This window comes from Pseudomonas sp. URMO17WK12:I6 (assembly GCF_003253625.1).
In the GTDB taxonomy this organism is placed as follows: domain Bacteria; phylum Pseudomonadota; class Gammaproteobacteria; order Pseudomonadales; family Pseudomonadaceae; genus Aquipseudomonas.
The window spans coordinates 17661-41287 of the sequence record NZ_QKYZ01000001.1 but is presented as its reverse complement, the minus strand read 5'-3'; the positions used below and the strand labels follow the sequence as shown (position 1 = coordinate 41287).

The 23627-nt window shown below is 59.5% G+C and carries 19 protein-coding genes; 8 read left to right on the top strand and 11 right to left on the bottom strand.

Going from position 1 to position 23627, the window contains the following annotated elements; genetic code table 11:
- Window positions 1–55: 55 nt before the first annotated feature.
- From F475_RS00200 to F475_RS00155, 10 genes are all read right to left on the bottom strand, one after another.
- Window positions 56–1618 carry a SpoVR family protein gene (locus F475_RS00200; RefSeq protein WP_018928846.1) on the bottom strand — a complete coding sequence of 521 codons (1563 nt, stop codon included), beginning with the start codon at window positions 1616–1618 and terminating at the stop codon, window positions 56–58.
- Window positions 1615–2886 (bottom strand): YeaH/YhbH family protein, encoded by a 1272-nt coding sequence (locus tag F475_RS00195; protein WP_018928847.1) that lies wholly within the window; start codon window positions 2884–2886, stop codon window positions 1615–1617. The genes F475_RS00200 and F475_RS00195 overlap by 4 nt, the downstream gene beginning before the upstream one ends.
- Before the next feature lie 203 nt (window positions 2887–3089).
- Window positions 3090–5012, bottom strand: coding sequence for a PrkA family serine protein kinase (locus F475_RS00190; RefSeq protein WP_007904259.1), 1923 nt, complete (start codon window positions 5010–5012; stop codon window positions 3090–3092).
- A gap of 296 nt (window positions 5013–5308) precedes the next feature.
- On the bottom strand, window positions 5309–5638 hold the full coding sequence (glpE, locus tag F475_RS00185) for a thiosulfate sulfurtransferase GlpE (RefSeq protein ID WP_018928848.1): 330 nt from the start codon (window positions 5636–5638) through the stop codon (window positions 5309–5311).
- Between the two features lie 33 nt (window positions 5639–5671).
- Window positions 5672–6553, bottom strand: a complete 882-nt coding sequence (locus tag F475_RS00180) for a symmetrical bis(5'-nucleosyl)-tetraphosphatase (RefSeq protein WP_111452917.1) — start codon at window positions 6551–6553, stop codon at window positions 5672–5674.
- Window positions 6553–6933 carry a Co2+/Mg2+ efflux protein ApaG gene (gene apaG, locus F475_RS00175; protein WP_018928850.1) on the bottom strand — a complete coding sequence of 127 codons (381 nt, stop codon included), beginning with the start codon at window positions 6931–6933 and terminating at the stop codon, window positions 6553–6555. The genes F475_RS00180 and apaG overlap by 1 nt, the downstream gene beginning before the upstream one ends.
- Before the next feature lie 115 nt (window positions 6934–7048).
- Window positions 7049–7867 carry a 16S rRNA (adenine(1518)-N(6)/adenine(1519)-N(6))-dimethyltransferase RsmA gene (gene rsmA, locus F475_RS00170; RefSeq protein WP_018928851.1) on the bottom strand — a complete coding sequence of 273 codons (819 nt, stop codon included), beginning with the start codon at window positions 7865–7867 and terminating at the stop codon, window positions 7049–7051.
- On the bottom strand, window positions 7864–8853 hold the full coding sequence (gene pdxA, locus F475_RS00165; protein WP_019580736.1) for a 4-hydroxythreonine-4-phosphate dehydrogenase PdxA: 990 nt from the start codon (window positions 8851–8853) through the stop codon (window positions 7864–7866). Before pdxA ends, rsmA begins: the two co-directional genes overlap by 4 nt.
- Window positions 8850–10166, bottom strand: coding sequence for a peptidylprolyl isomerase SurA (gene surA / locus F475_RS00160; RefSeq protein WP_138866396.1), 1317 nt, complete (start codon window positions 10164–10166; stop codon window positions 8850–8852). The genes pdxA and surA overlap by 4 nt, the downstream gene beginning before the upstream one ends.
- Window positions 10147–12948 carry an LPS-assembly protein LptD gene (locus F475_RS00155; protein WP_111452916.1) on the bottom strand — a complete coding sequence of 934 codons (2802 nt, stop codon included), beginning with the start codon at window positions 12946–12948 and terminating at the stop codon, window positions 10147–10149. The genes surA and F475_RS00155 overlap by 20 nt, the downstream gene beginning before the upstream one ends.
- Window positions 12949–13078: 130 nt before the next feature.
- Here F475_RS00155 and F475_RS00150 point away from each other — a divergent pair, with 130 nt between their 5' ends.
- Genes F475_RS00150 through F475_RS00140 form a run of 3 tightly spaced genes read left to right on the top strand, consistent with a single transcriptional unit; the run spans window position 13079 to window position 15532 of the window.
- On the top strand, window positions 13079–14098 hold the full coding sequence (locus F475_RS00150) for an aminoglycoside phosphotransferase family protein (protein ID WP_111452915.1): 1020 nt from the start codon (window positions 13079–13081) through the stop codon (window positions 14096–14098).
- Window positions 14095–14766, top strand: a complete 672-nt coding sequence (murU, locus tag F475_RS00145; protein ID WP_111452914.1) for an N-acetylmuramate alpha-1-phosphate uridylyltransferase MurU — start codon at window positions 14095–14097, stop codon at window positions 14764–14766. The genes F475_RS00150 and murU overlap by 4 nt, the downstream gene beginning before the upstream one ends.
- 1 nt (window position 14767) lies before the next feature.
- Window positions 14768–15532 (top strand): TerB family tellurite resistance protein, encoded by a 765-nt coding sequence (locus F475_RS00140; RefSeq protein ID WP_064620755.1) that lies wholly within the window; start codon window positions 14768–14770, stop codon window positions 15530–15532.
- Window positions 15533–15575: 43 nt separating this feature from the next.
- Here F475_RS00140 and F475_RS00135 read toward each other — a convergent pair whose 3' ends face one another.
- Complete coding sequence (locus tag F475_RS00135) at window positions 15576–16568, bottom strand: alpha/beta hydrolase family protein (RefSeq protein ID WP_111452913.1); 993 nt, start codon at window positions 16566–16568, stop codon at window positions 15576–15578.
- Between the two features lie 74 nt (window positions 16569–16642).
- Here F475_RS00135 and F475_RS00130 point away from each other — a divergent pair, with 74 nt between their 5' ends.
- The 5 genes from F475_RS00130 to F475_RS00110 all read left to right on the top strand — a co-directional run bounded on the left by F475_RS00130 (window position 16643) and on the right by F475_RS00110 (window position 23616).
- Complete coding sequence (locus tag F475_RS00130) at window positions 16643–19039, top strand: PAS domain S-box protein (RefSeq protein WP_111452912.1); 2397 nt, start codon at window positions 16643–16645, stop codon at window positions 19037–19039.
- 72 nt (window positions 19040–19111) lie between these two features.
- On the top strand, window positions 19112–19753 hold the full coding sequence (locus F475_RS00125; RefSeq protein ID WP_177325199.1) for a response regulator transcription factor: 642 nt from the start codon (window positions 19112–19114) through the stop codon (window positions 19751–19753).
- Window positions 19754–20030: 277 nt separating this feature from the next.
- Entirely contained in the window at window positions 20031–21155 is a 1125-nt protein-coding gene (locus tag F475_RS00120; RefSeq protein WP_018928861.1) for an ABC transporter ATP-binding protein, read from the top strand.
- A gap of 49 nt (window positions 21156–21204) precedes the next feature.
- Window positions 21205–22248 carry an ABC transporter substrate-binding protein gene (locus F475_RS00115; protein WP_018928862.1) on the top strand — a complete coding sequence of 348 codons (1044 nt, stop codon included), beginning with the start codon at window positions 21205–21207 and terminating at the stop codon, window positions 22246–22248.
- A gap of 120 nt (window positions 22249–22368) precedes the next feature.
- Window positions 22369–23616 (top strand): ABC transporter permease, encoded by a 1248-nt coding sequence (locus F475_RS00110; RefSeq protein WP_018928863.1) that lies wholly within the window; start codon window positions 22369–22371, stop codon window positions 23614–23616.
- Window positions 23617–23627 lie beyond the last annotated feature (11 nt).

The following is a 23627-nucleotide window of genomic DNA, read 5'->3' as shown; positions in this document are numbered from 1 at the left end:
TCCGTTAGCCCGACAGAATAACCTTTGCGTCGAACTTCCGGAGGCCGAAACAGGATCAAAGATGAATGACAGCCAAGTCTAGCCGGCCGTAGTCTCCCTCGCCGTGTTCGCTTCTGGGTGGAACATGGTGGGTTTTCACCACCTGATCCCCTTGCAGGGTTTCCAGGTGAATGTCGAAGCCCCAGAGCCGATGCAGGTGCTTGAGCACTTCCTCGGTGGAATCGCCGAGCGGCTTGCGGTCGTGCTGCTGGTGACGCAGGGTCAGCGAGCGGTCCCCGCGCCGGTCGATGCTGTAGATCTGGATGTTGGGTTCGCGATTGCCCAGGTTGTATTGCGCCGCCAGGGTTTCGCGGATGGTTCGATAGCCCTCTTCGTCGTGGATCGCCGGAACCAGCAGATCATCCTTTTGGTCGTCATCGAGGATGCTGAACAGCTTCAGGTCGCGGATCACCTTGGGTGACAGGTACTGCAGGATGAAGCTCTCGTCCTTGAAGCTGCTCATGGCGAATTTGATGCTGGACAGCCAGTCTGTGCCGGCGATTTCCGGGAACCAGCGGTAGTCCTCTTCGGTAGGCTGTTCGCATATCCGCCGGATATCGCGATACATGGCAAAACCGAGGGTGTAGGGGTTGATTCCGCTGTAGTAGGGACTGTCGAAGCCCGGCTGGAACACCACGCTGGTATGGGACGTCAGGAACTCCATCATGAAGCCATCGGTGACCAGGCCTTCGTCATACAAGTCGTTCATCAAGGTGTAGTGCCAGAAGGTGGCCCAGCCTTCGTTCATCACCTGTGTCTGGCGCTGTGGATAAAAATACTGGGCGATCTTGCGCACGATCCGCACGATTTCACGTTGCCATGGCTCCAGCAGCGGGGCGTGTTTTTCGATGAAATACAGGATGTTTTCCTGAGGCTCGGCGGGGAAGCGTGCGTTGTCCTTGTCGCTGAATTTGTCCGCGCCTTTTGGAATGGTCCGCCACAAATCGTTGATCTGCTTTTGCAGATGTTCTTCCCGATCCTTCTGCCGACGGCGTTCTTCTTCGGCGGAAATCGGATAAGGGCGTTTGTAACGGTCGACCCCGTAATTCATCAGCGCATGGCAGGAATCGAGCAAGTCCTCTACCGCGTCGATACCGTGGCGTTCTTCGCACTGCATGATGTACTGCTTGGCGAACACCAGGTAATCGATGATCGAGCTGGCGTCGGTCCAGGTGCGGAACAGGTAATTACCCTTGAAGAAGCTGTTATGGCCATAGCAGGCGTGAGCCACCACCAGGGCCTGCATGCAGATGGTGTTTTCTTCCATCAGATAGGCGATGCAAGGGTCCGAGTTGATCACAATCTCGTAGGCCAGCCCCATCTGGCCGCGGCTGTAGGATTTTTCGGTACTTAGGAAGTGTTTGCCATAGGACCAATGGTGATAACCCAGGGGCATGCCCACAGAGGCGTAGGCGTCCATCATCTGTTCGGCAGTGATGACTTCGATCTGGTTGGGGTAGGTATCGAGCGCATAGCGGGCCGCGAGACGACTGATTTCGCGGTCGTAGGCCTGGATCAGCTCGAACGTCCATTCGGAGCCGGTGGAAATGGGTTGGCGCTTTTGCTCTTTGGCGGTCATGTCACTAACCTGCGCTGGAAGAGTTCACGGAAGACCGGATAGATATCCCCGGCCGAGACCAGTTGCTGCTGGGCAAAAGTGTCAGAGAAGGCTTCGGCGATGCGTTCGTACTCGAACCACAGGGCCTGGTGTTCGCGCGGGGTAATCTCTACATAAGTGTAGTACTGCACGAACGGCATGATCTGATTGATCAGAATGTCGCGGCAGATCGGCGAGTCGTCGTTCCAGTTATCGCCGTCGGACGCCTGGGCGGCATAGATATTCCACTCATTGCTCGGATAACGCTCGGCCATGATCTCCTGCATCAGTTTAAGGGCGCTGGAAACGATGGTACCGCCGGTTTCCCGGGAGTAGAAAAACTCCTCCTCATCCACTTCGCGGGCACTGGTGTGGTGGCGGATGAACACAACGTCGATTTTGTCGTAGTTCCGCTTGAGGAACAGGTACAGCAGGATGAAGAAGCGCTTGGCGATGTCCTTGGTCGCCTGGGTCATGGAGCCGGACACGTCCATCAGGCAGAACATCACTGCTTTGGAGCTCGGGTTCGGCTGTTTGATCAACAGGTTGTACTTGAGGTCAAAGGTGTCGAGAAATGGCACTCGGTGAATGCGCGCACTGAGCTTCTCGATTTCCGCTTCGAGTTCCTGGATGTCGCCGAAGTTGTCCGGCTCCTCCCGTCTAAGCCGGGCGAGCTCCTCTTTGACTTCGCGCAGTTTTGCCCGGCTGCTGCCGGACAGGGCGATTCGCCGGGCATGGGCCGAGCGCAGCGTACGGATAATGTTGATCCGTGACGGGTTGCCCTCGTTGCTGATGCCCGCGCGTACGGTCTTGAAGGTGTCGGTGCCGGTCAGGTGACGTTTGACCAGGTTAGGCAGTTCAAGGTCCTCGAACATGAATTCGAGGAATTCTTCCTGGGTGATCTGGAAGACGAACTCGTCCATCCCTTCACCCGAGTTACCGGCCTTACCGGGGCCTCTGCCGCCGCCACCTCCGGGCGGACGGGCAATGTGCTCGCCGCTGGTGAACTCCTTGTTGCCCGGGTGCACGATGGTCTGCTTGCCGCCCCGGCCATGGTGAAGCACCGGCTCGTCGATGTCGCGGCCGGGAATGCTGATTTGCTCGCCGTGTTCCATATCGGTAATGGAACGCCGGCCTACCGCCTCTTCGACGGCCTTTTTGATGTGATCACGGTAGCGCCGCAGAAACCGCTGACGGTTTACCGTGCTCTTGTTCTTGCCATTGAGACGTCGGTCGATCACATAGCTCATGACTGCTCCTTAGAAGCTGTCCTGAAAGGGGCGAGCGGTTATGCAGCATCGACCTGTGCCGAGGGATGTTCACGCTCCCCCAAGCGCTTCTGGATGCTGCCTGAACCTCGTTACCGACTTTCGAACACCTCCCAGAGGTCTGTGTAACAGAAAATGCGTACACAGGCCTCTGGCTAACGACAACCGGTCTGACCGGCAGCGGGTTACTGTGATTTTCTGACCCGCAAGTACCACTCGGACAGCAGTCGTACCTGTTTGTCGGTGTAGCCCCGCTCGACCATCCGTGTGACGAAGTCGTTGTGCTTCTGCTGGTCCTCTTTGCTGGCCTTGGCGTTGAAGCTGATGACCGGCAGAAGGTCCTCGGTGTTGGAGAACATTTTCTTCTCGATGACCACCCGCAGTTTTTCGTAGCTGAGCCAGGTTGGGTTCTTGCCGTTGTTGTTGGCACGGGCGCGCAGTACGAAGTTGACGATTTCGTTGCGGAAATCCTTCGGATTGCTGATGCCGGCCGGTTTCTCGATTTTCTCCAGTTCCTCGTTCAGGGCCACGCGGTTGAGGATCTCGCCGGTTTCCGGATCGCGGTATTCCTGATCCTGAATCCAGAAGTCGGCGTACAGCACATAGCGATCGAAGATGTTCTGGCCGTACTCGCTGTAAGACTCGAGGTAGGCAGTCTGGATCTCCTTGCCGATGAACTCGATGTAACGCGGCGCCAGGTACTCTTTCAGGAAGCGCAGATAGCGTTCGCGGGTCTCGGCCTGGAATTGTTCCTGTTCGATCTGCTGTTCCAGCACGTAGAGCAGATGCACCGGGTTGGCGGCGATTTCGTGCGGATCGAAGTTGAAGACCTTCGACAGGATCTTGAAGGCGAAGCGGGTCGACAGACCGTTCATGCCTTCGTCGACACCTGCTGCATCGCGGTATTCCTGGATCGACTTGGCCTTCGGATCGGTGTCCTTGAGGTTTTCGCCGTCATACACGCGCATCTTGGAGTAGATGTTGGAGTTTTCCGGCTCTTTAAGGCGCGAGAGCACGGTGAACTGAGCGAGCATTTTCAGCGTGTCGGGTGCGCAATGGGCCTTGGCCAGCGAGCTGTTGAACAGCAGCTTGTCGTAGATCTTCACCTCGTCGCTGACGCGCAGGCAATACGGCACTTTGACGATATAGATCCGGTCGATGAAGGCTTCGTTGTTCTTGTTGTTCCGGAAAGTGTGCCATTCCGATTCGTTGGAGTGGGCCAGCAGAATCCCGGTGAACGGAATTGCCCCCAAGCCTTCGGTGCTGTTGTAGTTGCCTTCCTGAGTGGCCGTCAGCAATGGGTGCAGCACCTTGATCGGTGCCTTGAACATTTCGACGAATTCCATCAGGCCCTGGTTGGCCCGGCACAGCGCGCCCGAATAGCTGTAGGCATCGGCGTCGTTCTGCGGGAACTCTTCCAGTTTGCGAATATCGACCTTGCCCACCAGTGCCGAGATGTCCTGGTTGTTTTCATCGCCCGGCTCGGTTTTCGCAACTGCAATCTGGTTGAGGATCGACGGGTAGAGTTTCACCACGCGGAACTGGCTGATGTCGCCGCCGAATTCGGCCAGGCGCTTGGTGGCCCATGGCGACATGATGGTGTTGAGGTAGCGCCGGGGAATGCCGAAGTCTTCCTCGAGGATCGCGCCATCTTCAGTGGCGTTGAACAGACCCAGGGGCGACTCGAAAACCGGCGAGCCCTTGATTGCGTAAAAGGGCACTTTCTCGATCAGCTGTTTGAGCTTTTCGGCCAAAGATGACTTACCGCCACCGACTGGGCCAAGCAGGTAGAGGATCTGTTTCTTTTCTTCCAGACCCTGAGCGGCATGGCGGAAATACGACACGATCTGGTCGATGCATTCTTCCATCCCGTGGAAGTCTTCAAAGGCCGGATAGCGGCGGATCACCTTGTTGGAAAAGATGCGCGACAGCCTCGAGTTGGTTGAGGTGTCGAGCAGTTCCGGTTCGCCGATGGCCAGCAATAGACGCTCGGCCGCGGAAACGTAGGCGCTGCGGTCCTTTTTGCACAGTTCCAGATACTCTTGCAGCGAGAGTTCTTCCTGGCGCGTGGACTCGAAGCGTTGTTGGAAGTGGCTAAAGATACTCATGACGTCACCTCGCTCGATACGTGGAGCCGACGCCGGATCACTCAGTCGATGCTGGCAGCAACCGAACAGGCAGTTGCTGTTTACCCCCCAGAACTCTTCCGGAGCTGACTACTCCGAAAGCTACTCCCGATGACCCGTGCGCCGGTGTACCGGCTCTCCCCTGTTTTGGATGGCCTGCGCTTAAGGATAGTTGGGAATTTGGGAGGTAAAGGCAAGATACGTAATTAGTTGTGGCAGACCGTTCGTCTGTAATCGCGCGAGCCCACGGGGGCCGGGGCTTGCGCATTACAAAATAATTATTCGGAAGTGCCTTGCGCCGTTTCCGAAGGATAGGTCGTACGCCACAGCTCAAAACCGCCGTCCATGCTGTAGACGTCGGAAAAGCCCTGGCTGATCAGATAAGCAGCTGCGCCCTGGCTGGAATTTCCGTGATAGCAGACCACTACCGTCGGCGCATCCAGATCGGCGCCCTGGATGAAAGCATGCAGAGAATGGTTGTCCAGATGCTTCGAACCGGTGATGTGCAGCGCGGCAAATGTTGCCGGGTCGCGGACATCGACCACCACCGCGCCTTGTTCGCGCAGGGCCTGGGCCTGTTCTGGGGGGATACGTTTGAATTCGCTCATGGCGGGCTCCTGTGGCTCGGCTGAAAGCGCAGTCTAGCGCGGGGCGCTGGCTGACGTTTGTTCGGGAATAGAGGTGGCGACTGCCGGTCGAAGGTGGCCATGGGCGTCGCATTTGCATTGCAGGCGCTCAAAGGTGTCGACATTCATCAGGGTCATGGCACCACCCCAGACGCAACCGCTGTCGAGGGCAAAGAGCCCCGGTTCGTTGCACTGGCCTTCGAGCGCCGCCCAATGGCCGAAGATGATCTTCAGGCCTTTGGTTTTACGCTCCTTGTGCGCGAACCACGGCGCATAGCCCGGCGGTGCGGTGTCGATGCCTTCCTTGCCCTTGAGGTCGAGTTTGCCGTCGCTGGTGCAAAAACGCATCCGGGTGAAATAGTTGGTGATGACTCGCAGGCGGGCGGCGCCTTTGAGGTCGCTATTCCATTTCACCGGCTCGTTGCCGTACATGCCGTCAAGGTAAGGCGCGAAGCGGTTGTCATCGTGCAGGGCTTCTTCGACTTCGGCGGCGCACTTCAAGGCTTTGCGCAGCGACCATTGCGGCGGGATACCGGCATGGACCAGGGCGATATCGCGTTGTTCATCGTAGTGCATGAGCTTTTGCTGGCGAACCCACTCCAGCAGGTCCGCGCTATCGGGTGCTTCGAGGATCTCGCGCAAGGTATCGGCTTTCTTCAGGCGCTCAATGTTTTGCCCGACGGCCAGCAAGTGCAGGTCATGGTTGCCGAGTACGCATACCAGCGACTCGCGGATGCCATAGAGGAAGCGCAGGGTTTCCAGCGACTGTGGGCCACGGTTGACGAGATCACCCACCAGCCACAGGCGATCTCGGGCAGGGTCGAAGGCCACTTGCTTGAGCAGGCATTTGAGCGGTTCAAGGCAACCTTGGACATCACCGACGGCATACGTCGCCATCAGTGCAACGCCCCTGGGACCGCCAGACGGAACGGCGCGATGATGGCGTCGAAGTGCTTACCGTCTTCGGCGAGCATCTGGTAGGTGCCCTGCATCGTGCCGACCTTGGATGTCATGACGGTGCCGCTGCTGTACGTGTGGCTCTTGCCCACCTCGATCAACGGCTGCTGGCCGACGACGCCCGCACCGCGAACCTCCTCGACATGGCCGTCACCGTCGGTGATGACCCAATGCCGTGAAAGCAGTCTGGCGGGTAGCAGGCCATTGTTTTGCACGGTGATGGTGTAGGCGAAGGCAAAGCGGTCTTGCTCGGGTTGCGATTGTTCTGCCAGATAGCGGGTGACGACGCTGACGTCGACCTGGTAACGAGGATCGGACATGCAAAAGGCCTTAGAAACGAAGCGGAACGCGGGGCGTAGCTGATAGAACTCAGTCTAGGCCAAGTATCGGGTAGTAAACCAGAGTGGCGTCCTACCCGATAGCGCTCATCGCCTGTCAGTCAGTGGCAGGCTTTTGTAGGGCTTGTTCACTGAGCTTGTCGGCCAGGCGTACGAAGGCGGCCAGGTCGAGTTGCTCGGGGCGCAAGCTGCCATCGACGCCGGCAGCTTCGATTTCGGCATTGCTCAGCAAAAGTTTCAGTGTGTTGCGCAGGGTCTTGCGGCGCTGGTTGAAGGCTTCACGCACAACGCGCTCCAGCAGGCGATGATCCTTGGCCGGGTGCGGCAGTACCGCGTGGGGCACCAGGCGCACGATCGCGGAGTCGACTTTCGGCGGAGGATTGAACGCGCCCGGGCCGACGTTGAACAGATGCTCGACCCGGCAATGGTACTGAACCATGATCGACAGGCGACCCCAGTCACCGCCACCCGGACCCGCCGCCAGACGTTCGACCACTTCCTTTTGCAGCATGAAGTGCATGTCGCGAATCAGGTTGGCGTTGTTCAGCAGATGAAAGATCAGCGGCGTCGAGATGTTGTACGGCAGGTTACCGACCACTCGCAGGCTGTTTGGCGCAGCGTTCAGGCTGTTGAAGTCGAACTTCAGCGCGTCACCCTGATGCAGGTTGAAGTTGCTCTTGCCGGCGAACTGCTGATTGAGAATCGGGATCAGGTCCTTGTCCAGCTCTACGACGTCCAGTTGAGCGCCGCTGTTGAGCAGGCCGGCGGTCAATGCACCCTGGCCCGGACCGATTTCCAGCAGGCGGTCTTCAGGTTTGGCGTGAATGGAGCGCAGGATGCGATCGATAACGCCGGCATCGTGCAGGAAGTTCTGGCCGAAGCGCTTGCGCGCCCGGTGTTGGTAATGCTCGGTCATAAACGGGTCTCGGCCATCTGGTAGGCGGTTTCCAGGGCGACTTGCAGGCTGCCGGTGTCGATGTTGCCGCTGCCGGCCAGGTCCAGGGCGGTGCCGTGGTCGACCGATGTGCGGATGATCGGCAAGCCGAGGGTCACGTTGACTGCCGCGCCGAAGCCTTTGTATTTCAGCACAGGCAAGCCCTGGTCGTGGTACATCGCCAGCACCGCGTCGCAGTGCTCCAGATATTTGGGGGTAAATAGAGTGTCGGCGGGCAGGGGGCCGCGAAGGTCCATGCCCTCGCCGCGCAGGCGCTCTAATGTAGGTTCGATGATGTCGATTTCTTCATGGCCCAGATGACCGCCTTCACCGGCGTGCGGGTTGAGCCCGCAAACCAGGATGCGTGGCTGGGCGATGCCGAATTTTTCTTTCAGGTCGGTGTGCAGGATCCGCGTGACCCGCTCCAGCCGCTCCGGCGTGATCGCGTCGGCAATCTCGCGAAGAGGCAGGTGAGTGGTGACCAGCGCCACGCGCAAACCGCGGGTGGCGAGCATCATCACCACTTGCGCGGTGTGGGTCAGGTCAGCGAGAAACTCCGTGTGCCCGGAAAAGGCGATCCCGGATTCGTTGATCACGCCCTTGTGCACCGGCGCGGTGATCATGCCGGCGAAATGCCCATCCAGACAGCCCTGGCCAGCACGGGTCAGGGTTTCCAGAACGAAAGCCGCATTGGCTTTGTCCAGTTGCCCGGCGGTGACCTTGGCGTTGAGGGGCGTATCCCACACATACAGGCTGTTGGCGGGTGCAGGAGCATCCGGCCAGCTGTCCGGCGTTACCGGCAGCAGATCGACAACCACGCCCAGCTGCGCGGCCCGCTCAAGGAGCAGGTCGCGGCTGGTAATGGCAATCAGGGGATGTGGCTGGGCTTGCGAGGCGAGCAGCAGGCACAGGTCGGGACCTATGCCGGCTGGTTCGCCGGGGGTCAGCGCGAAACGCTTGGGTTTCACTGCGCTGCCTGGTCTGCACCAGGGAGTTTGATTTCTACGTACGCTTCGTCACGGATCTGACGCAGCCAGGTTTGCAGCTCTTCGTCGTATTTGCGGTTACGCAGTACGGTCATCGCTTGCTGCTCACGGGCCTGGGCGGTGCTGTCGGTGGCGCGGCGGCCAAGAACTTCCAGTACGTGCCAGCCATATTGGGTCTTGAACGGCTTGGACAGCTGACCTTGGGGGGTCTTGGCCATCACTTCGCGGAATTCAGGCACCAGCGCGTTCGGGTCGATCCAGTTCAGGTCGCCACCGTTGAGGGCGGAACCCGGATCCTCCGAGAAGCTTTTCGCCAGCTCGCCGAAATCTTCGCCCGCTGCGATACGGGTATAGAGCGACTGAGCCAGGGCCTTGGTTTTTTCTTCGTCGCGAATCGGACTCGGTTTGACCAGGATGTGCCGCACGTGGACTTCGTCACGCACCTGGGATTCGCCGCCACGCTTGTCGAGGATCTTCAGGATAATGAAGCCGCCCGGTGTGCGCATTGGTTGGGTCACGTCGCCAACGGCCATGGTGCCGAGCAAACGATCGAACGGAGGTGGCAGTTGAGCGGCTTTACGCCAGCCCATGTCGCCGCCTTCCAGCGCGGTTTCGCTGGCGGACTTGGCGATTGCCAACTGACCGAAGTCAGCGCCTTGCTTGAGTTGCTGGTAAACCGCGTCGGCTTGCTTGGCGGCATTCTGAATCGCGTCGGAGTTGGCGCTTTCCGGCGTAGGAATCAGGATGTTGGCCAGGCGGAACTCTTCGGACAGCTGCATTTTGCCCAGATCGGATGCCAGGAAGTTCTTCACTTCCTGCTCGGACACCTGGATGCGCTCCGCCACACGGCGCTGACGCACACGGCTGATGATCATTTCACGGCGGATCTGGTCACGGGCATCGTCATAAGACAGGCCGTCGCGAGCCAAAGCGGCGCGGAATTGTTCGATCGACATGTTGTTGCGCTGGGCAATGGTGCCGACAGCCTGGTTCAGCTCTTCATCGGTAATGCGGATGCCGGAACGCTCGCCGATCTGCAATTGCAGGTTTTCGACGATCAGACGCTCGAGCACCTGCTGATCCAGTACGCCGGTAGGCGGTACGGCAGCACCGCGTTTGGCGATGGTTTGCTGAACTTCGTGAACGCGCCGGTCCAGTTGGCTCTGCATGACCACGTCATTGTCGACGATGGCCACCACTTTATCGATGGACTGTACCGCGGCGTTGGCCGCGGTACCCAGGAACAGCGCGCCCAGCATCAGCGGGCGCAGACAATCAGAAAGCTTGGTCTTCACGTTCACGATAACCTTGGATGCCTTTGTCGAGGAAACTCTCTACTTTGGCGCCGGTGAGGCCGCCGAGTCCCTTCAGAACAATTTGGAGGAAGACGCCGTGGTCGCCTTTTTCGTTTTGTGGAGCTTCCTGACTGAATTCGTCATAGGAAACCCAGTAACGGTTGATCAGGCGTAGTTTCCAGCAGCAGTTGTCGTACTCGAAACCACCAAAGGCTTCCAGGGTACGGTTGCGGTTGTAGTCATACTGCCAGCGGCTGATGGCGTTCCATTGCGGCACGATCGGCCAGATCACCGAGAAGTCGTGCTGTTTGATCTTGTAGTAGTCCTTCACGTAGCCAGGTTGGCCCGGGGTGCCGTAATCGCCACCGCCCACCGACCATTTACCGGTGTTCTGGTCATAACGGACCTGGTCATTGCGATAGCGATAGCCGGCGTTGATGACCTTGTTCGGGTTGTCTTCAGGCTGGTAGTGGAACATCGCGCTGCCCGAGCGAGGGCTGCGGCTGTCCGGGTCCCAGTTGTAGTCGGCCGTGGTACGCCAGTCGCGGTTCCAGCGGTATTCGTATTCCAGTGCATATGGCGAAACGTTGGCCTTGGCATCGTCACGATCATCGAAAGCAATGCCTGGCAGTTGGACTTTACGGTCCTTGAAGTACAAGGCCTGGCCGACGCTGATGCGTTGACGTTCGAAACCATTGTCTTCGATCCAGCGGCTGGTCACGCCCAGGGACAGTTTGTTCTCGTCGCCGACACGGTCGGAGCCGGAGAAGCGGTTGTCACGGAAGAGCGACGCGTAATTGAAGGTGTATTCGCTGGTGTCGAACACTGGAATATCCTTCTGGTCTTCCTCAGGTACATAGAGGTAGAACAGACGCGGTTCCAGGGTCTGACGGTAGTTTTTTCCGAACCAGGAAGTGTTGCGGTCAAAGTAAAGACCGCTGTCGATGCTGGCGATCGGTACCCCACGGTTCTGGTTGCTGCTGAATGTGCCGTTGAGCCTGTCCTGCTCCGCGCTTTGCGAAGCGATTTCGCTTTTGCCCCGGCCGTCCAGATCCAGTTGATACTGTGTGTACTGGTACTTGAGCGATGGCTTGAAGAAACCATAGGTCCAGTACAGCGGCAGGCTGACACCTGGTTTGAGATTCAAACGGTCGCCGTTGGCGCGTGCCAGACCAAAGATGTTGTTATCCAGACGTGACTCAGTGGTAATCCCGTCCTGCTGGACGAATGTTCCAGTCTTCAGATCCCGGTCAAATCGAACGATCTCTGTCTCGTAATCGAAGTCCAAACCTTCCGGATGATACGGCAGCTGACCATTAAAGGTGATCTGCGGCAAACGGTCATACGGCGTGATGTTCGAAACGGTCGCCAGCTGATAGGCCTGGGCGTTCAAGCGAGCGGTGTAGCTGTCGCCACGATAGGTGACAGAGCCCTGCTGGTTCACGTAGTCAGCGCTTTTCACGCCAATCTGGTCAGTCTGCAGATCCTGGAAGTAATACGGATCGCTGATCTTGGTGTAGTCAACCTGCGTAAAGACGCGCGAGTCGAGGCCACCCTTGTGCTGCCAGTTGTACATGTAGCGGTTTTTTTCGTAGTCGGTCTGCTTGCTGCGTTCGGTATCTTCGTCGTTGAGGTAGGCGGCGCCGAACTGACCTTCGCTGGACTTGGTCAGGTAGCGGAATTCGCCTTCCATCAACAAACCGTGCTTGTCCATGTAGCGCGGGTACAACGTGGCGTCGTAGTTTGGCGCCAGGTTGAAGTAGTACGGAGTGACCAGCATGAAGCCGGTATCGCTGCCGGTACCGATGGTCGGCGGCAGGAAGCCGGACTGGCGACGGTCATCGATCGGGAAATAGATGTACGGCGTGTACAGAACCGGAATGTCCTTGACCCGCAACGTCACGTTGGTCGCGGTACCGAAACCGGTGGCCGGGTTCAAGGTGATGTTGTTGCCCTTGAGCTGCCAGGCGTTGCTGTTCGGTTCGCACGTGGTGTATGTACCATCCTTGAGGCGGATGATCGCGTTCTCGGCACGTTTGGCATATAGCGCGTTACCGCGGATACGCGACTTGTGCATCACGTACTCGGCGTTGTCGACCTTGGCTTCACCGGTGTCGAGCTGTACGTCGGCGTGATCGCCGACGATCAGCGCGCCATTGTCGCGAATGCGCACGTTGCCGGCCAGTTCGCCACGGCTCTCGGCCTGGTACAGGTTCGCTTCGTCGGCTTCGACCTGCATGCTGCCCTGACGCATGACCACGTCACCGGCCAGGGTCGCGACCTGCTCTTCCTGCTTATAGCGGGAGGCCTTGGCGCCGATAAAGGTTGGAGCGTCACTTTTATTCGTCTTGTCGTTCATGCCAGGACGAATCGGTTCGATATAGGAACCAGAGCAGTAAGGACCGGTTTCGGCCAATTGCGCTGCGGTGAGCTTCTCGCGCGGAACCCAGTCGAGGTGGCTGTAGTCTTCACTACGCGACTTCAGGCCGCGGCCCTTGGACTCGGTAACCAGCACAGGCTTGGCACCGGTGTCTTCGCTGGAGGCGGTGCCTGCCGGGGTTTCTCCAGTAGCGGAAACTGCGCTGCCTTCATGCACGGGGCGCGGCGGCAATGCAGCGGCCGGTGCCTTTGGCGCACAGTCCCAGGCACCCGAAGCAGATACTGAGCAGTCATACTGTTCCGCGGCGACCACGAACGACGTGGCCAGGGGTTGCAGGGCCAGCAGACTGCCGGTAACCAACAACGGAAATTTTTTACGAAACGCGGGGGATTTCAATGCCATCTTATTAGTCCGGGCTTCCTGCGTGCCATCTGCCCGCGGTGTGGGCCGCACGCCTCTCGATGGTCTGAAAAAGATGCTGGATAATAAAGCATGACCCGCTTGACGGCTAGCGCCGTCGGAGACCCTTGCAATGCCTGACCAAGATGTACGCTTGCAACACCTGAAAGTTTGGCTCGATGAACAGTTGGCTATCCTCTTTGCAGAACAAGGTTGGGGCGTCGTGCCCCCGGCCACGTTGACCGCGGCCAGTAGCGACGCGAGTTTTCGGCGCTATTTCCGCTGGGAAGGCGCAGGCAGAAGTTTCGTCGTGATGGACGCGCCACCGCCCCAGGAAAACTGCAAACCCTTTGTGGATATCGCTTTTCTGCTGGCGAAATCCGGCATAAACGTGCCGAAAATTTATGCCGAGGACCTCGAGCGCGGTTTCCTTTTGCTCAATGACTTGGGCAACAAGACTTATCTGGACGTGATCGACAGCGAAAATGCCGACGATTTGTTCAAGGATGCCCTGCAAGCGTTGTTGGCTTTCCAGCAATTGCCGATGGTGGCGCCGCTGCCGAGTTATGACGTGGCGCTGCTGCGTCGCGAACTCGAACTGTTCCCCGAGTGGTACGTGAAGCGCGAACTGGGTATCGAGTTCGATGCTGCGCAGCAGGTGCTCTGGCAGCAGGTCAGCGACCTGCTGATCGACAGCGCTCTGGCTCAGCCTAAAGTCCTGGTGCATCGCGACTACATGCCGCGCAACCTGATGATCAGCGAGCCGAATCCCGGCGTGCTGGATTTCCAGGACGCGGTCTACGGGCCGGTGACTTATGACGTGACCTGCCTGTTCAAGGACGCCTTCCTCAGCTGGCCTGAAGAACGCGTACGCGGCTGGCTGGAGGATTACTGGCAGCAAGCCGGTGCGCTCGACATCCCGGTTCAGCCGGACTTTGAAGACTTTCTGCGCGCCAGCGACCTGATGGGCGTGCAGCGTCACTTGAAAGTCATCGGCATCTTCGCCCGCATTTGCCATCGCGACGGCAAGCCACGCTATCTCGGCGATGTGCCGCGTTTCTTTGCTTATATAGACGCGGTCATTGCCCGTCGTCCTGAACTGGCCGAGCTGGATGTGTTGCTGGCCAGTCTGCGTGCTGGAGTGAAGGCATGAAGGCAATGATTCTGGCGGCGGGTAAAGGCGAGCGCATGCGTCCGCTGACCCTGACCACGCCAAAACCGCTGGTTCGCGCCGGCGGAGCACCCTTGATCGAGTATCACCTGTACGCGCTGGCGGCGGCAGGGTTTACCGAGATCGTGATCAACCATGCCTGGCTCGGTCAGCAGATCGAAGATTATCTGGGCGATGGCTCGAAATATGGCGTGAGCATTCAGTATTCACCGGAAGGTGAACCGCTGGAAACCGGTGGTGGTATTTTCCGCGCGTTGCCGTTGTTGGGTGATGAGGCTTTTGTGGTGGTCAATGGCGACATCTGGACCGACTACGACTTCAGCGTGTTGCACCAGCCCATCGTCGGGCTCGCCCATTTGATCCTGGCGGACAACCCGGCGCATCACCCGAACGGGGATTTCACCCTGGTCGATGGCCATGTGCAGGACGGTCAGCCGGGTACCTCAACCCTGACCTACAGCGGCATCGCCGTGCTGCACCCGCAGCTGTTTGACGGTTGCTCGGCCGGGGCCTTCAAGCTTGCGCCATTGTTGCGCAAAGCCATGGCCGATGGACAAGTGACGGGCGAGCGCCTGAATGGACATTGGGTGGATGTCGGCACTCACGAGCGCCTGGCTGAAGTAGAAACCTTGATAGAAGCGAGACGCTGACATGTTGTGGCCAGGGACTCTGATTGGAGCCGGAGCGGGCTTTGCCATAGCCAGCATTCCGGGGGCCATGCTCGGTGCTTTATTGGGACAGGCGCTGGATCGGCGCTTGCACCTGCAGAGCTGGGCGCATTTATGGGAAAAATTCGGTGGCCGCTCGGTGCTGCGCAACGATGAACTGCTGTTCGTGTTACTGGGCCGATTGGCCAAGAGTGATGGGCGGGTAGTGGATGGCCACATTCAGCAGGCGCGACAGGAAATGCGTGCGCTGGAGATGACCGAGTCGGCGCAACGTCGGGCGATAGCGGCGTTCAACCGCGGCAAGTCGGGGCGTGATCGGTTGCGTGGCTATCTGCGACGCTTGAGTGCTCAGCCCCATGCCGCGGAAGGCGTGTTGCGTGCCTGTTGGCGGATGGTCTGGGCCGATGGCCGCGCCGGTAGCAGCGAGCGCGAACTGATTGCCCAGTGGGGCAAATGGTTGGGCTGGACGCCGCAACAGGTACAGGCACTGGCGAGTGACTACGAGCCGAAGCGACCATTGGTCAGCAGCGCGATTACGTATCAGGACGCCTTGCGGCTATTGGGCGTGTCGGCGACCAGCGAGCCAGCACAGATCAAACGCGCCTATCGACGCCTGCTCAGTCGCCATCATCCGGACAAGATTGCCGGCAGCGGTGCGACGGCGTTGCAGGTTCGTGAGGCGACGGACAAGACTCGTGAATTGCACAACGCCTACACGTTGATTCGTGAACGGCGGGACTTTCGATAGCAGGGCAGAGTTGTGTCGCCCGCGAATGGGGCGACGCGATCCATCAGTCCGCCGCAGGCTGCGGATTCAACCATCCCCGCACCCGGCGAACCAACTGCTCTTGCTCAGCCTTGGCATTGCCCGGCAGTGCCTTGAGCGAGACCTGGCTGAACGCCGATGTCTTCAAGCGTTTATTGGCCTGCAAGCGTTCCAGTGCCGCGTTGCGATCCAGTGGTTTGTCCATATAGAAGATGTCGGCAGTCGGCAGCTTGATCGTCGGCGTCAACTCGGCAAGCTCAGGCTTCGCCGTAACAGGCGTCTGGGCGGCGACCATCACGAACTTCTCGACTTGCGATGGCTGCTTCTCGCTCAGATAGCGCGCGGCCCAGTAAGCGCCGGTGCCATGCCCCAGCACGACGACTTTGCGAGCGCTTTGCTGTTCGGCATAAGCGATGGCCGCGTCGATGCGGGCGAAAATTCGCTCGGCGTCGGCTTTGGCGTGTTCTTCGGTGGTTTCGGCGATAGCCTTGTCGGCCACCTCCGCTTCGCCGCCGGCGGCCTGTTCGATGGGCGCCGCGGTGGTCGAGTCTTTGTTGCCGGTATCAGGCGCTTTGGGCCCTGGCGCCACTTCGACGACACGTGGCGCAATGGCTTCGCTTTGCAGGTCCGGCAAGGTGATACTCAGGCTGCTCCACTCGGCGTCCGGCAATTGGCGGCGCAACGGGCTGATCGCTTGCGGCCAGTCAACGGTTTCGCCGGCACCCGGGATGATAATCACCGCGCCTTTGGGGTCGGCGGTATTGGCCGGCTTCCACAGGGCGAGAAAACTGTCGGTACCGGCTTGCAGTTGCTGCTGTTCCTGCGCAGGAATTTGTCGCTCAAGTGCCGTCGATTCTTCCTGGCTACGCTCAAGCAGCGGCTGGCGTTCGACCGGTTTTTCTTCGGCGGGCTTTTCCGCAGTGGCAGGTGCCGGGTCGGCCGCCTCGACGGAAAAGGCGCACGGCAGGATCAGCGACAGGCACAATGCTGGCAGTGCCAGGCGGTAGACAGGGGGCATCGGATATTCCAGGCCAGAAGTTAATTCCGGCAGCCTAATGGGTTGGTCAGTATTTGTCAGTGTGTGAGACTTCGATGATGCATTTTCGCTGCCTGTGGGTTATCGGCTGTTTGTGGTTTCCCTTGATGGGCTGGGCGGCTCCCGCGCCACCGGCGCATGTCGTGTCATTGTCTTCGGCGCAACAGCAATGGCTGGCGCAGCATGAAGAGTTGCGGGTCGGGGTTGTATTGCAAGTGCCCTATGCCCAATACGATCGCCGCTTGCAGCGCCTGTCCGGGGTCAACATCGAGTTGATGAAGTGGCTGGCCAAGTCGCTCAAGGTCGAGCTGAGCTGGCGTAATTATCCTGATCTTGCGCAACTGGAAACCGCCGCGCGCGAAGGCGATATCGATATCGCGCCGGGGCTGACCCAAACCCCCGCCGGTTTACGACTCTGGCAATTTTCCGATCCGTACATGCGGGTGCCGCAACTGGTGGTCAGCGACCAGAAGAGCACCGGTGTGGTGGAGCTGGAAAAACTCGACAGTCAGACCCGCGTCGCCGTGCGCATGCCCAGCGTCACCGCCGATTTCTTGCGTAGTACCTATCCGCATTTGAACCTGCAGGGCGTGCCTCTGGAGCGCCAGGCGCTGCAACTGTTGTTGAGTCAGCAGGCCGGTTACGCGGTGGTCGATGAAGCGCAATTCGGGCGTCTGTCAGCCGAACCCGAGTTTGCCGGGCTGGCCGTGGTGGGCGACATCGGTTTCCCGCAACTGTTGCGAGTGGCCACGCGTCGGGACTGGCCGGAGTTGGCCGGCATCGTCGAAAACGCGCTGCGCGCGATTCCGGCCAAAGACCTCGAGCGACTGCACGATCAATGGCTGCAACCCAAGTACCCGCGGCTGTCCGATTCACCGGTTTTCTGGAAAAACCTCTGCCTGCTGTTGCTGGTGTTATTGCTGAGCAGCATGGCCATTGTGTTCTGGCAGCGTCGTCAGCAACACAGTCTGGAGCAACGTTTGCTGGCGGCGCGCGAAGACATTGCCCTGCGCGAGGCCAGCGAAGAAGCCTTGCGTCTCACGCAGTTTTCCATCGATCAAAGCACCGTCGGCATCCTTTGGGTCAACTGGGACAGCCATGTGCGCTACGCCAACCGTGCCGCCGAAAGTATGCTCGGCTATCCGGCGGGCGGGATCATTGATCGACCCTTGATCGATTTCGAGCCCGGTTTGCACATGGACCGCTGGCTGAGCCTGTGGAAACGCGCCCGGGCCAGTGAGGAAGGGCCGCTAAGTTTCGAAACCAATTGTGTGCGGGCCGATGGCAGTATTCTGCCGGCGGATGTCTCGTTGAGCTTCCTGCGTTTTCGCGAGGGCGAATACCTGGTGGTTTACCTCAATGATGTCACCGAGCGTCGTCGCGCCCTGGCCGCCTTGCAGGAAAGTGAAGCACGGCTGCAGGGGATCGCCGCCAACGTCCCCGGGCTGGTCTTTCGTCTGGAGCGCGCGCCAGTGACCGGGCAGATCGACTTTGCCTACATCAGTGAAGGCAGCGAGAGCCTGGTGGGCTACTCGCCCGCCACCCTGGCCCATCGTGACAAAGGCCTGCGCAGCCTGGTGCATCCGGATGACAAGGCCAGTTATCACCAGACCCAGGACCATGCACTGGACACCGACAGCGACTGGTCGTGGCAGGGACGGATTCTGACCCGTCAGGGCGAACAACGCTGGGCTGAGATCAAGGCCATTACCCGCCGACTGGAAGACGGCGCCTATGTCTGGGACGGGATCGTCTGGGACATCACCGAGAGCAAGCGCATCGAGCTGGAGCTGGCCAGCTCCCGTGAGCAGTTGCGCGAGTTGTCTGCCCACCTGGAAAGCGTGAGGGAAGAGGAGAAGGCGCGGATTGCCCGGGAAGTTCACGACGAGCTGGGGCAGATGTTGACGGTGTTGAAGCTGGAAACGTCCATGTGCGAGTTGGCGTACGCGCAGCTCGATCCGGGCCTGCACGAGCGCTTGAACAGCATGAAGCGTTTGATCGCGCAGCTGTTTCAACTGGTGCGTGATGTGGCCACGGCGCTGCGGCCACCGATTCTCGATGCCGGGATCGCCTCGGCCATCGAGTGGCAGGCCCGACGGTTCGAGGCGCGCACGCATATTCCGTGTCTGGTACAAGTGCCGGATAATTTGCCGGTGCTCAGCGATGCCAAGGCCATCGGCCTGTTCCGCATCCTTCAGGAAGCGCTGACCAATGTCATGCGCCACGCCCAGGCGCATACTGTTGAACTGACGCTGGCCCTTGAGGGCGATGAACTTTGTCTGACTGTCAGCGATGATGGCGTAGGATTTGTCGCTGCGCCTGGCAGGCCGACATCCTTCGGTGTGGTTGGCATGCGTGAGCGGGTGTTGATCATGGGCGGGCAATTGTCGCTTGAGAGTGAGCCGGGGGAGGGCACGACCCTGACGGTGCGAGTGCCGCTGGATGAAGCCTGATGGTTTTGTGTTGTTTGAGCTGGCGCCTTTGCAGGCAAGCCTGCGATAGATCTTGGTTCTGACATAAGAAGAATGGAGAAGAACGTGATCCGTGTATTGGTAGCCGAAGACCACACCATCGTTCGCGAAGGCATCAAGCAATTGATCGGCCTGGCCAAGGACTTGCTGGTGGTCGGGGAGGCGAGCAACGGCGAGCAGTTGCTCGATACCTTGCGCCATGTTCCCTGCGAAGTGGTGTTGCTGGACATCTCCATGCCCGGGGTCAACGGCCTGGAGGCGATCCCGCGGATTCGCGCCATGAGCAATCCGCCGGCGATTCTGGTGCTGTCGATGCACGACGAAGCGCAGATGGCCGCTCGGGCGTTGAAGGTCGGCGCGGCGGGTTACGCGACCAAGGACAGCGATCCGGCATTGTTGCTGACGGCGATTCGCAAGGTCGCGGCGGGCGGGCGCTACATCGATCCGGACCTGGCCGACCGCATGGTTTTCGAAGTCGGCCTGACCGACACACGGCCGCTGCATTCGCTGCTGTCGGAGCGTGAATTCTCGGTATTCGAACGCCTGGCCCAGGGCGCCAACGTCAACGACATCGCCCAGCAACTGGCCTTGAGCAGCAAAACCATCAGTACCCACAAGGCGCGGCTGATGCAGAAACTCAACATCACCTCCTTGGCCGAACTGGTGAAGTACGCGATGGAACACAAACTCCTGTGATCCACACGACCCGCTGATTCACTGCAAATACCTGTGCGAGCGTGCATGTCCAATTACGACATGCCCGCAAAGCCGCTTTTACCGGTTCCTGTGGCTTGCAGCTCACCGTCTGTCGCCATCAAGAATCGACATATCCATCCCCGCCATCCTTGTAGGGCAATCCCTACCCCCAACCTTCCATCCGGCTGAGGCGATTCTCTCCTGCGCCCCGATTTGCGCGGCTCCCAGCGTCCACTAGGCTTAGTCCACAGCAGTCATCAATAACAAAGGTGTGGGTATGAGCCAGGTTGATTCAAGTGCAGGGGCCAGCGATATTCTGGTCAGCTTTCGTGGAGTGCAAAAGAGCTACGACGGCGAGAACCTGATCGTCAAAGACCTCAACCTGGAAATTCGCAAAGGCGAATTCCTGACCTTGCTCGGGCCGTCCGGTTCCGGCAAAACCACCAGTCTGATGATGCTCGCCGGCTTCGAAACGCCGACCGCCGGGGAGATTCAACTGGCCGGGCGTTCCATCAACAACGTGCCACCGCACAAGCGCGACATCGGCATGGTGTTCCAGAACTACGCGTTGTTTCCGCACATGACCGTGTCCGAGAACCTGGCGTTCCCGCTGACCGTGCGCGGCTTGAACAAGAGCGACGTCAGTGACCGGGTCAAGCGTGTGCTGAGCATGGTTCAGCTCGATACTTTCGCCCAGCGCTATCCGGCGCAACTGTCCGGCGGTCAGCAGCAGCGTGTGGCCCTGGCCCGTGCCCTGGTGTTCGAACCGCAACTGGTGCTGATGGACGAACCCCTCGGCGCACTGGACAAACAACTGCGTGAACACATGCAGATGGAAATCAAACACCTGCACCAGCGCCTCGGCGTGACCGTGGTCTACGTGACCCACGACCAGGGCGAAGCCCTGACCATGTCCGACCGCGTCGCCGTATTCCACCAGGGCGAGATCCAGCAGATCGCGCCACCGCGCACGCTCTACGAAGAGCCGAAAAATACTTTCGTCGCCAACTTCATCGGCGAGAACAACCGCCTCAACGGCCGCTTGCATAGCCACACCGGTGATCGCTGCGTGGTCGAGCTCGGTCGCGGTGAAAAGGTTGAAGCACTGGCGGTCAACGTCGGCAAGACCGGCGAACCCGTCACGCTGTCGATTCGTCCGGAGCGCGTGAGCCTCAATGGCTCGAGCGAGTCCTGTGTCAACCGCTTCTCGGGAAGGGTGGCGGAATTCATCTATCTGGGCGACCACGTCCGGGTTCGCCTGGAAGTCTGCGGCAAGACCGACTTCTTCGTGAAACAACCGATTGCCGAGCTCGATCCTGCGCTGGCTGTCGGCGACGTGGTACCGCTTGGCTGGCAGGTCGAACACGTTCGCGCGCTCGACCCACTTCTAGAGGCGCATTGATCGCCCCCTGCTTCACCAACACCAACCCTGCACGTGGAGAGAACAATAAATGTTGAGATCCCTGAAATTCACCGCCCTGGTCGTCGGCATGATCGGCGCGGCGCACGCGATGGCGGCTGGCCCGGACCTGACCGTGGTGTCCTTTGGCGGGGCGAACAAGGCGGCGCAGGTCAAAGCCTTCTACGCACCATGGGAAGCGGCGGGCCACGGCAAAATCGTCGCTGGCGAATACAACGGCGAAATGGCCAAGGTCAAAGCCATGGTCGACACCAAGAGCGTGTCCTGGGACCTGGTGGAAGTTGAATCGCCGGAACTGTCCCGTGGTTGCGACGAAGACATGTTCGAGCAGCTTGATCCGAAGCTGTTCGGCAAGTCTGAAGACTACGTCAAAGGCGCTATCCAGCCTTGCGGCGTGGGCTTCTTCGTGTGGTCGACCGTGCTGGCCTACAACGCTGACAAGCTGAAAACCGCTCCGACCAGTTGGGCTGATTTCTGGGACACCAAGAAATTCCCGGGCAAGCGCGGCCTGCGCAAAGGCGCCAAGTACACCCTGGAATTCGCACTGATGGCTGACGGCGTTGCGCCGAAAGACGTCTACAAAGTGCTGGCCGGCAAAGATGGCCAGGACCGCGCGTTCAAGAAACTCGATGAACTCAAGCCAAGCATCCAGTGGTGGGAAGCCGGCGCACAACCGCCGCAATACCTCGCCTCCGGTGACGTGGTCATGAGCTCGGCCTACAACGGCCGGATCGCCGCGGTACAAAAAGAAAGCAACCTGAAAGTGGTGTGGAACGGCGGCATCTACGACTTCGACGCGTGGGCGATTCCAAAAGGTCTGGACAAGACCCGTGCCGAAGCTGCGAAGAAATTCATCGCCTTCTCGGTACAGCCGCAACAGCAGAAGACCTACTCGGAAAACATCGCCTACGGCCCGGCCAACACCCAGGCAGTGCCATTGCTGTCCAAGGATGTCCTGAAAGACATGCCGACCACCCCGGAAAACATCGCCAACCAGGTGCAGATCGACGTCAGCTTCTGGGCTGACAACGGCGAGCAACTGGAGCAGCGCTTCAATTCCTGGGCTGCCAAGTAACCACAACACTGTGGGCTTGCCTCTCCTACAGGGGCTGATGTGTAGCTAACAAGAACAGAGGTGGCCTCCCAGTTATGGAGTGCCACCCTCTGTAACGATCAAAGATTTCCGGAGTACGCCATGGCTATCGCCGTTCCCGTGAACGCGGGCACCGACCCCACCTTGAAGCAGCGGCTAAAGCACGCCGAGCGAATCAACCGCTGGAAAGCACAAGCCTTGATCGCGCCGTTGGTGCTGTTTCTGTTGCTGGTGTTCCTGGTGCCGATCGTGGCGCTGCTCTACAAAAGCGTCGGTAACCCGGAAGTGGTCGGCGTGATGCCGCGCACTGTGGCTGCCATCGCCAGTTGGGATGGCCGAGGCCTGCCGGCAGAGCCTGTGTACAAGGCCGCCAGCGAAGACCTCGCCGAAGCCCGCAAGAATCAGACCTTGGGTGATTTGTCCAAGCGCTTGAACATGGAGTTGGCCGGCTACCGCAGCCTGCTGACCAAAACCGCGCGCGCCTTGCCGTTCGCCACGGAGCCTGCTTCTTATAAAGAAGCGCTGGAAGGACTCGACGAACGCTGGGGCGATCCGGCCTATTGGCAGGTGGTGCGCCGCAACACCAGTGGTGTGACGCCTTATTACCTGCTGGCCGCCGTCGATCACCGTATCGACGACCTCGGCGAACTGGCCCGGGCCACTCCCGATCAGGCGATCTACCTCGACATCTTTGCCCGTACGTTCTGGATGGGCCTGATCATCACCATGATCTGCCTGGTGCTTGCTTATCCGCTGGCCTACCTGCTGGCGAACCTGCCCTCGCGCCAAAGCAACCTGCTGATGATTCTGGTGCTGTTGCCGTTCTGGACCTCGATTCTGGTTCGGGTCGCGGCGTGGATCGTGTTGCTGCAATCGGGCGGCTTGATCAACAGCGGCCTGATGGCCATGGGCGTCATCGATAAGCCGCTGGAGCTGGTGTTCAACCGCACCGGGGTCTACATCTCGATGGTGCACATCCTGCTGCCGTTCATGATTCTGCCGATCTACAGCGTGATGAAAGGTATCTCGCCGACTTACATGCGTGCGGCGATTTCCCTGGGCTGCCACCCGTTCGCCAGTTTCTGGCGGGTGTACTTCCCGCAGACCTATGCCGGTGTTGGCGCCGGTTGCCTGTTGGTGTTCATCCTCGCCATCGGCTACTACATCACCCCGGCGTTGCTGGGCAGCCCGAACGATCAGATGGTCAGTTACTTCGTCGCCTTCTACACCAACACCAGCATCAACTGGGGCATGGCGACCGCGCTCGGTGGACTGTTGCTGCTGGCGACCGTGGTGCTTTATCTGATTTACAGCTGGCTGGTGGGCGCCAGTCGCCTGCGCCTGAGCTAAGGGGAGAGTGA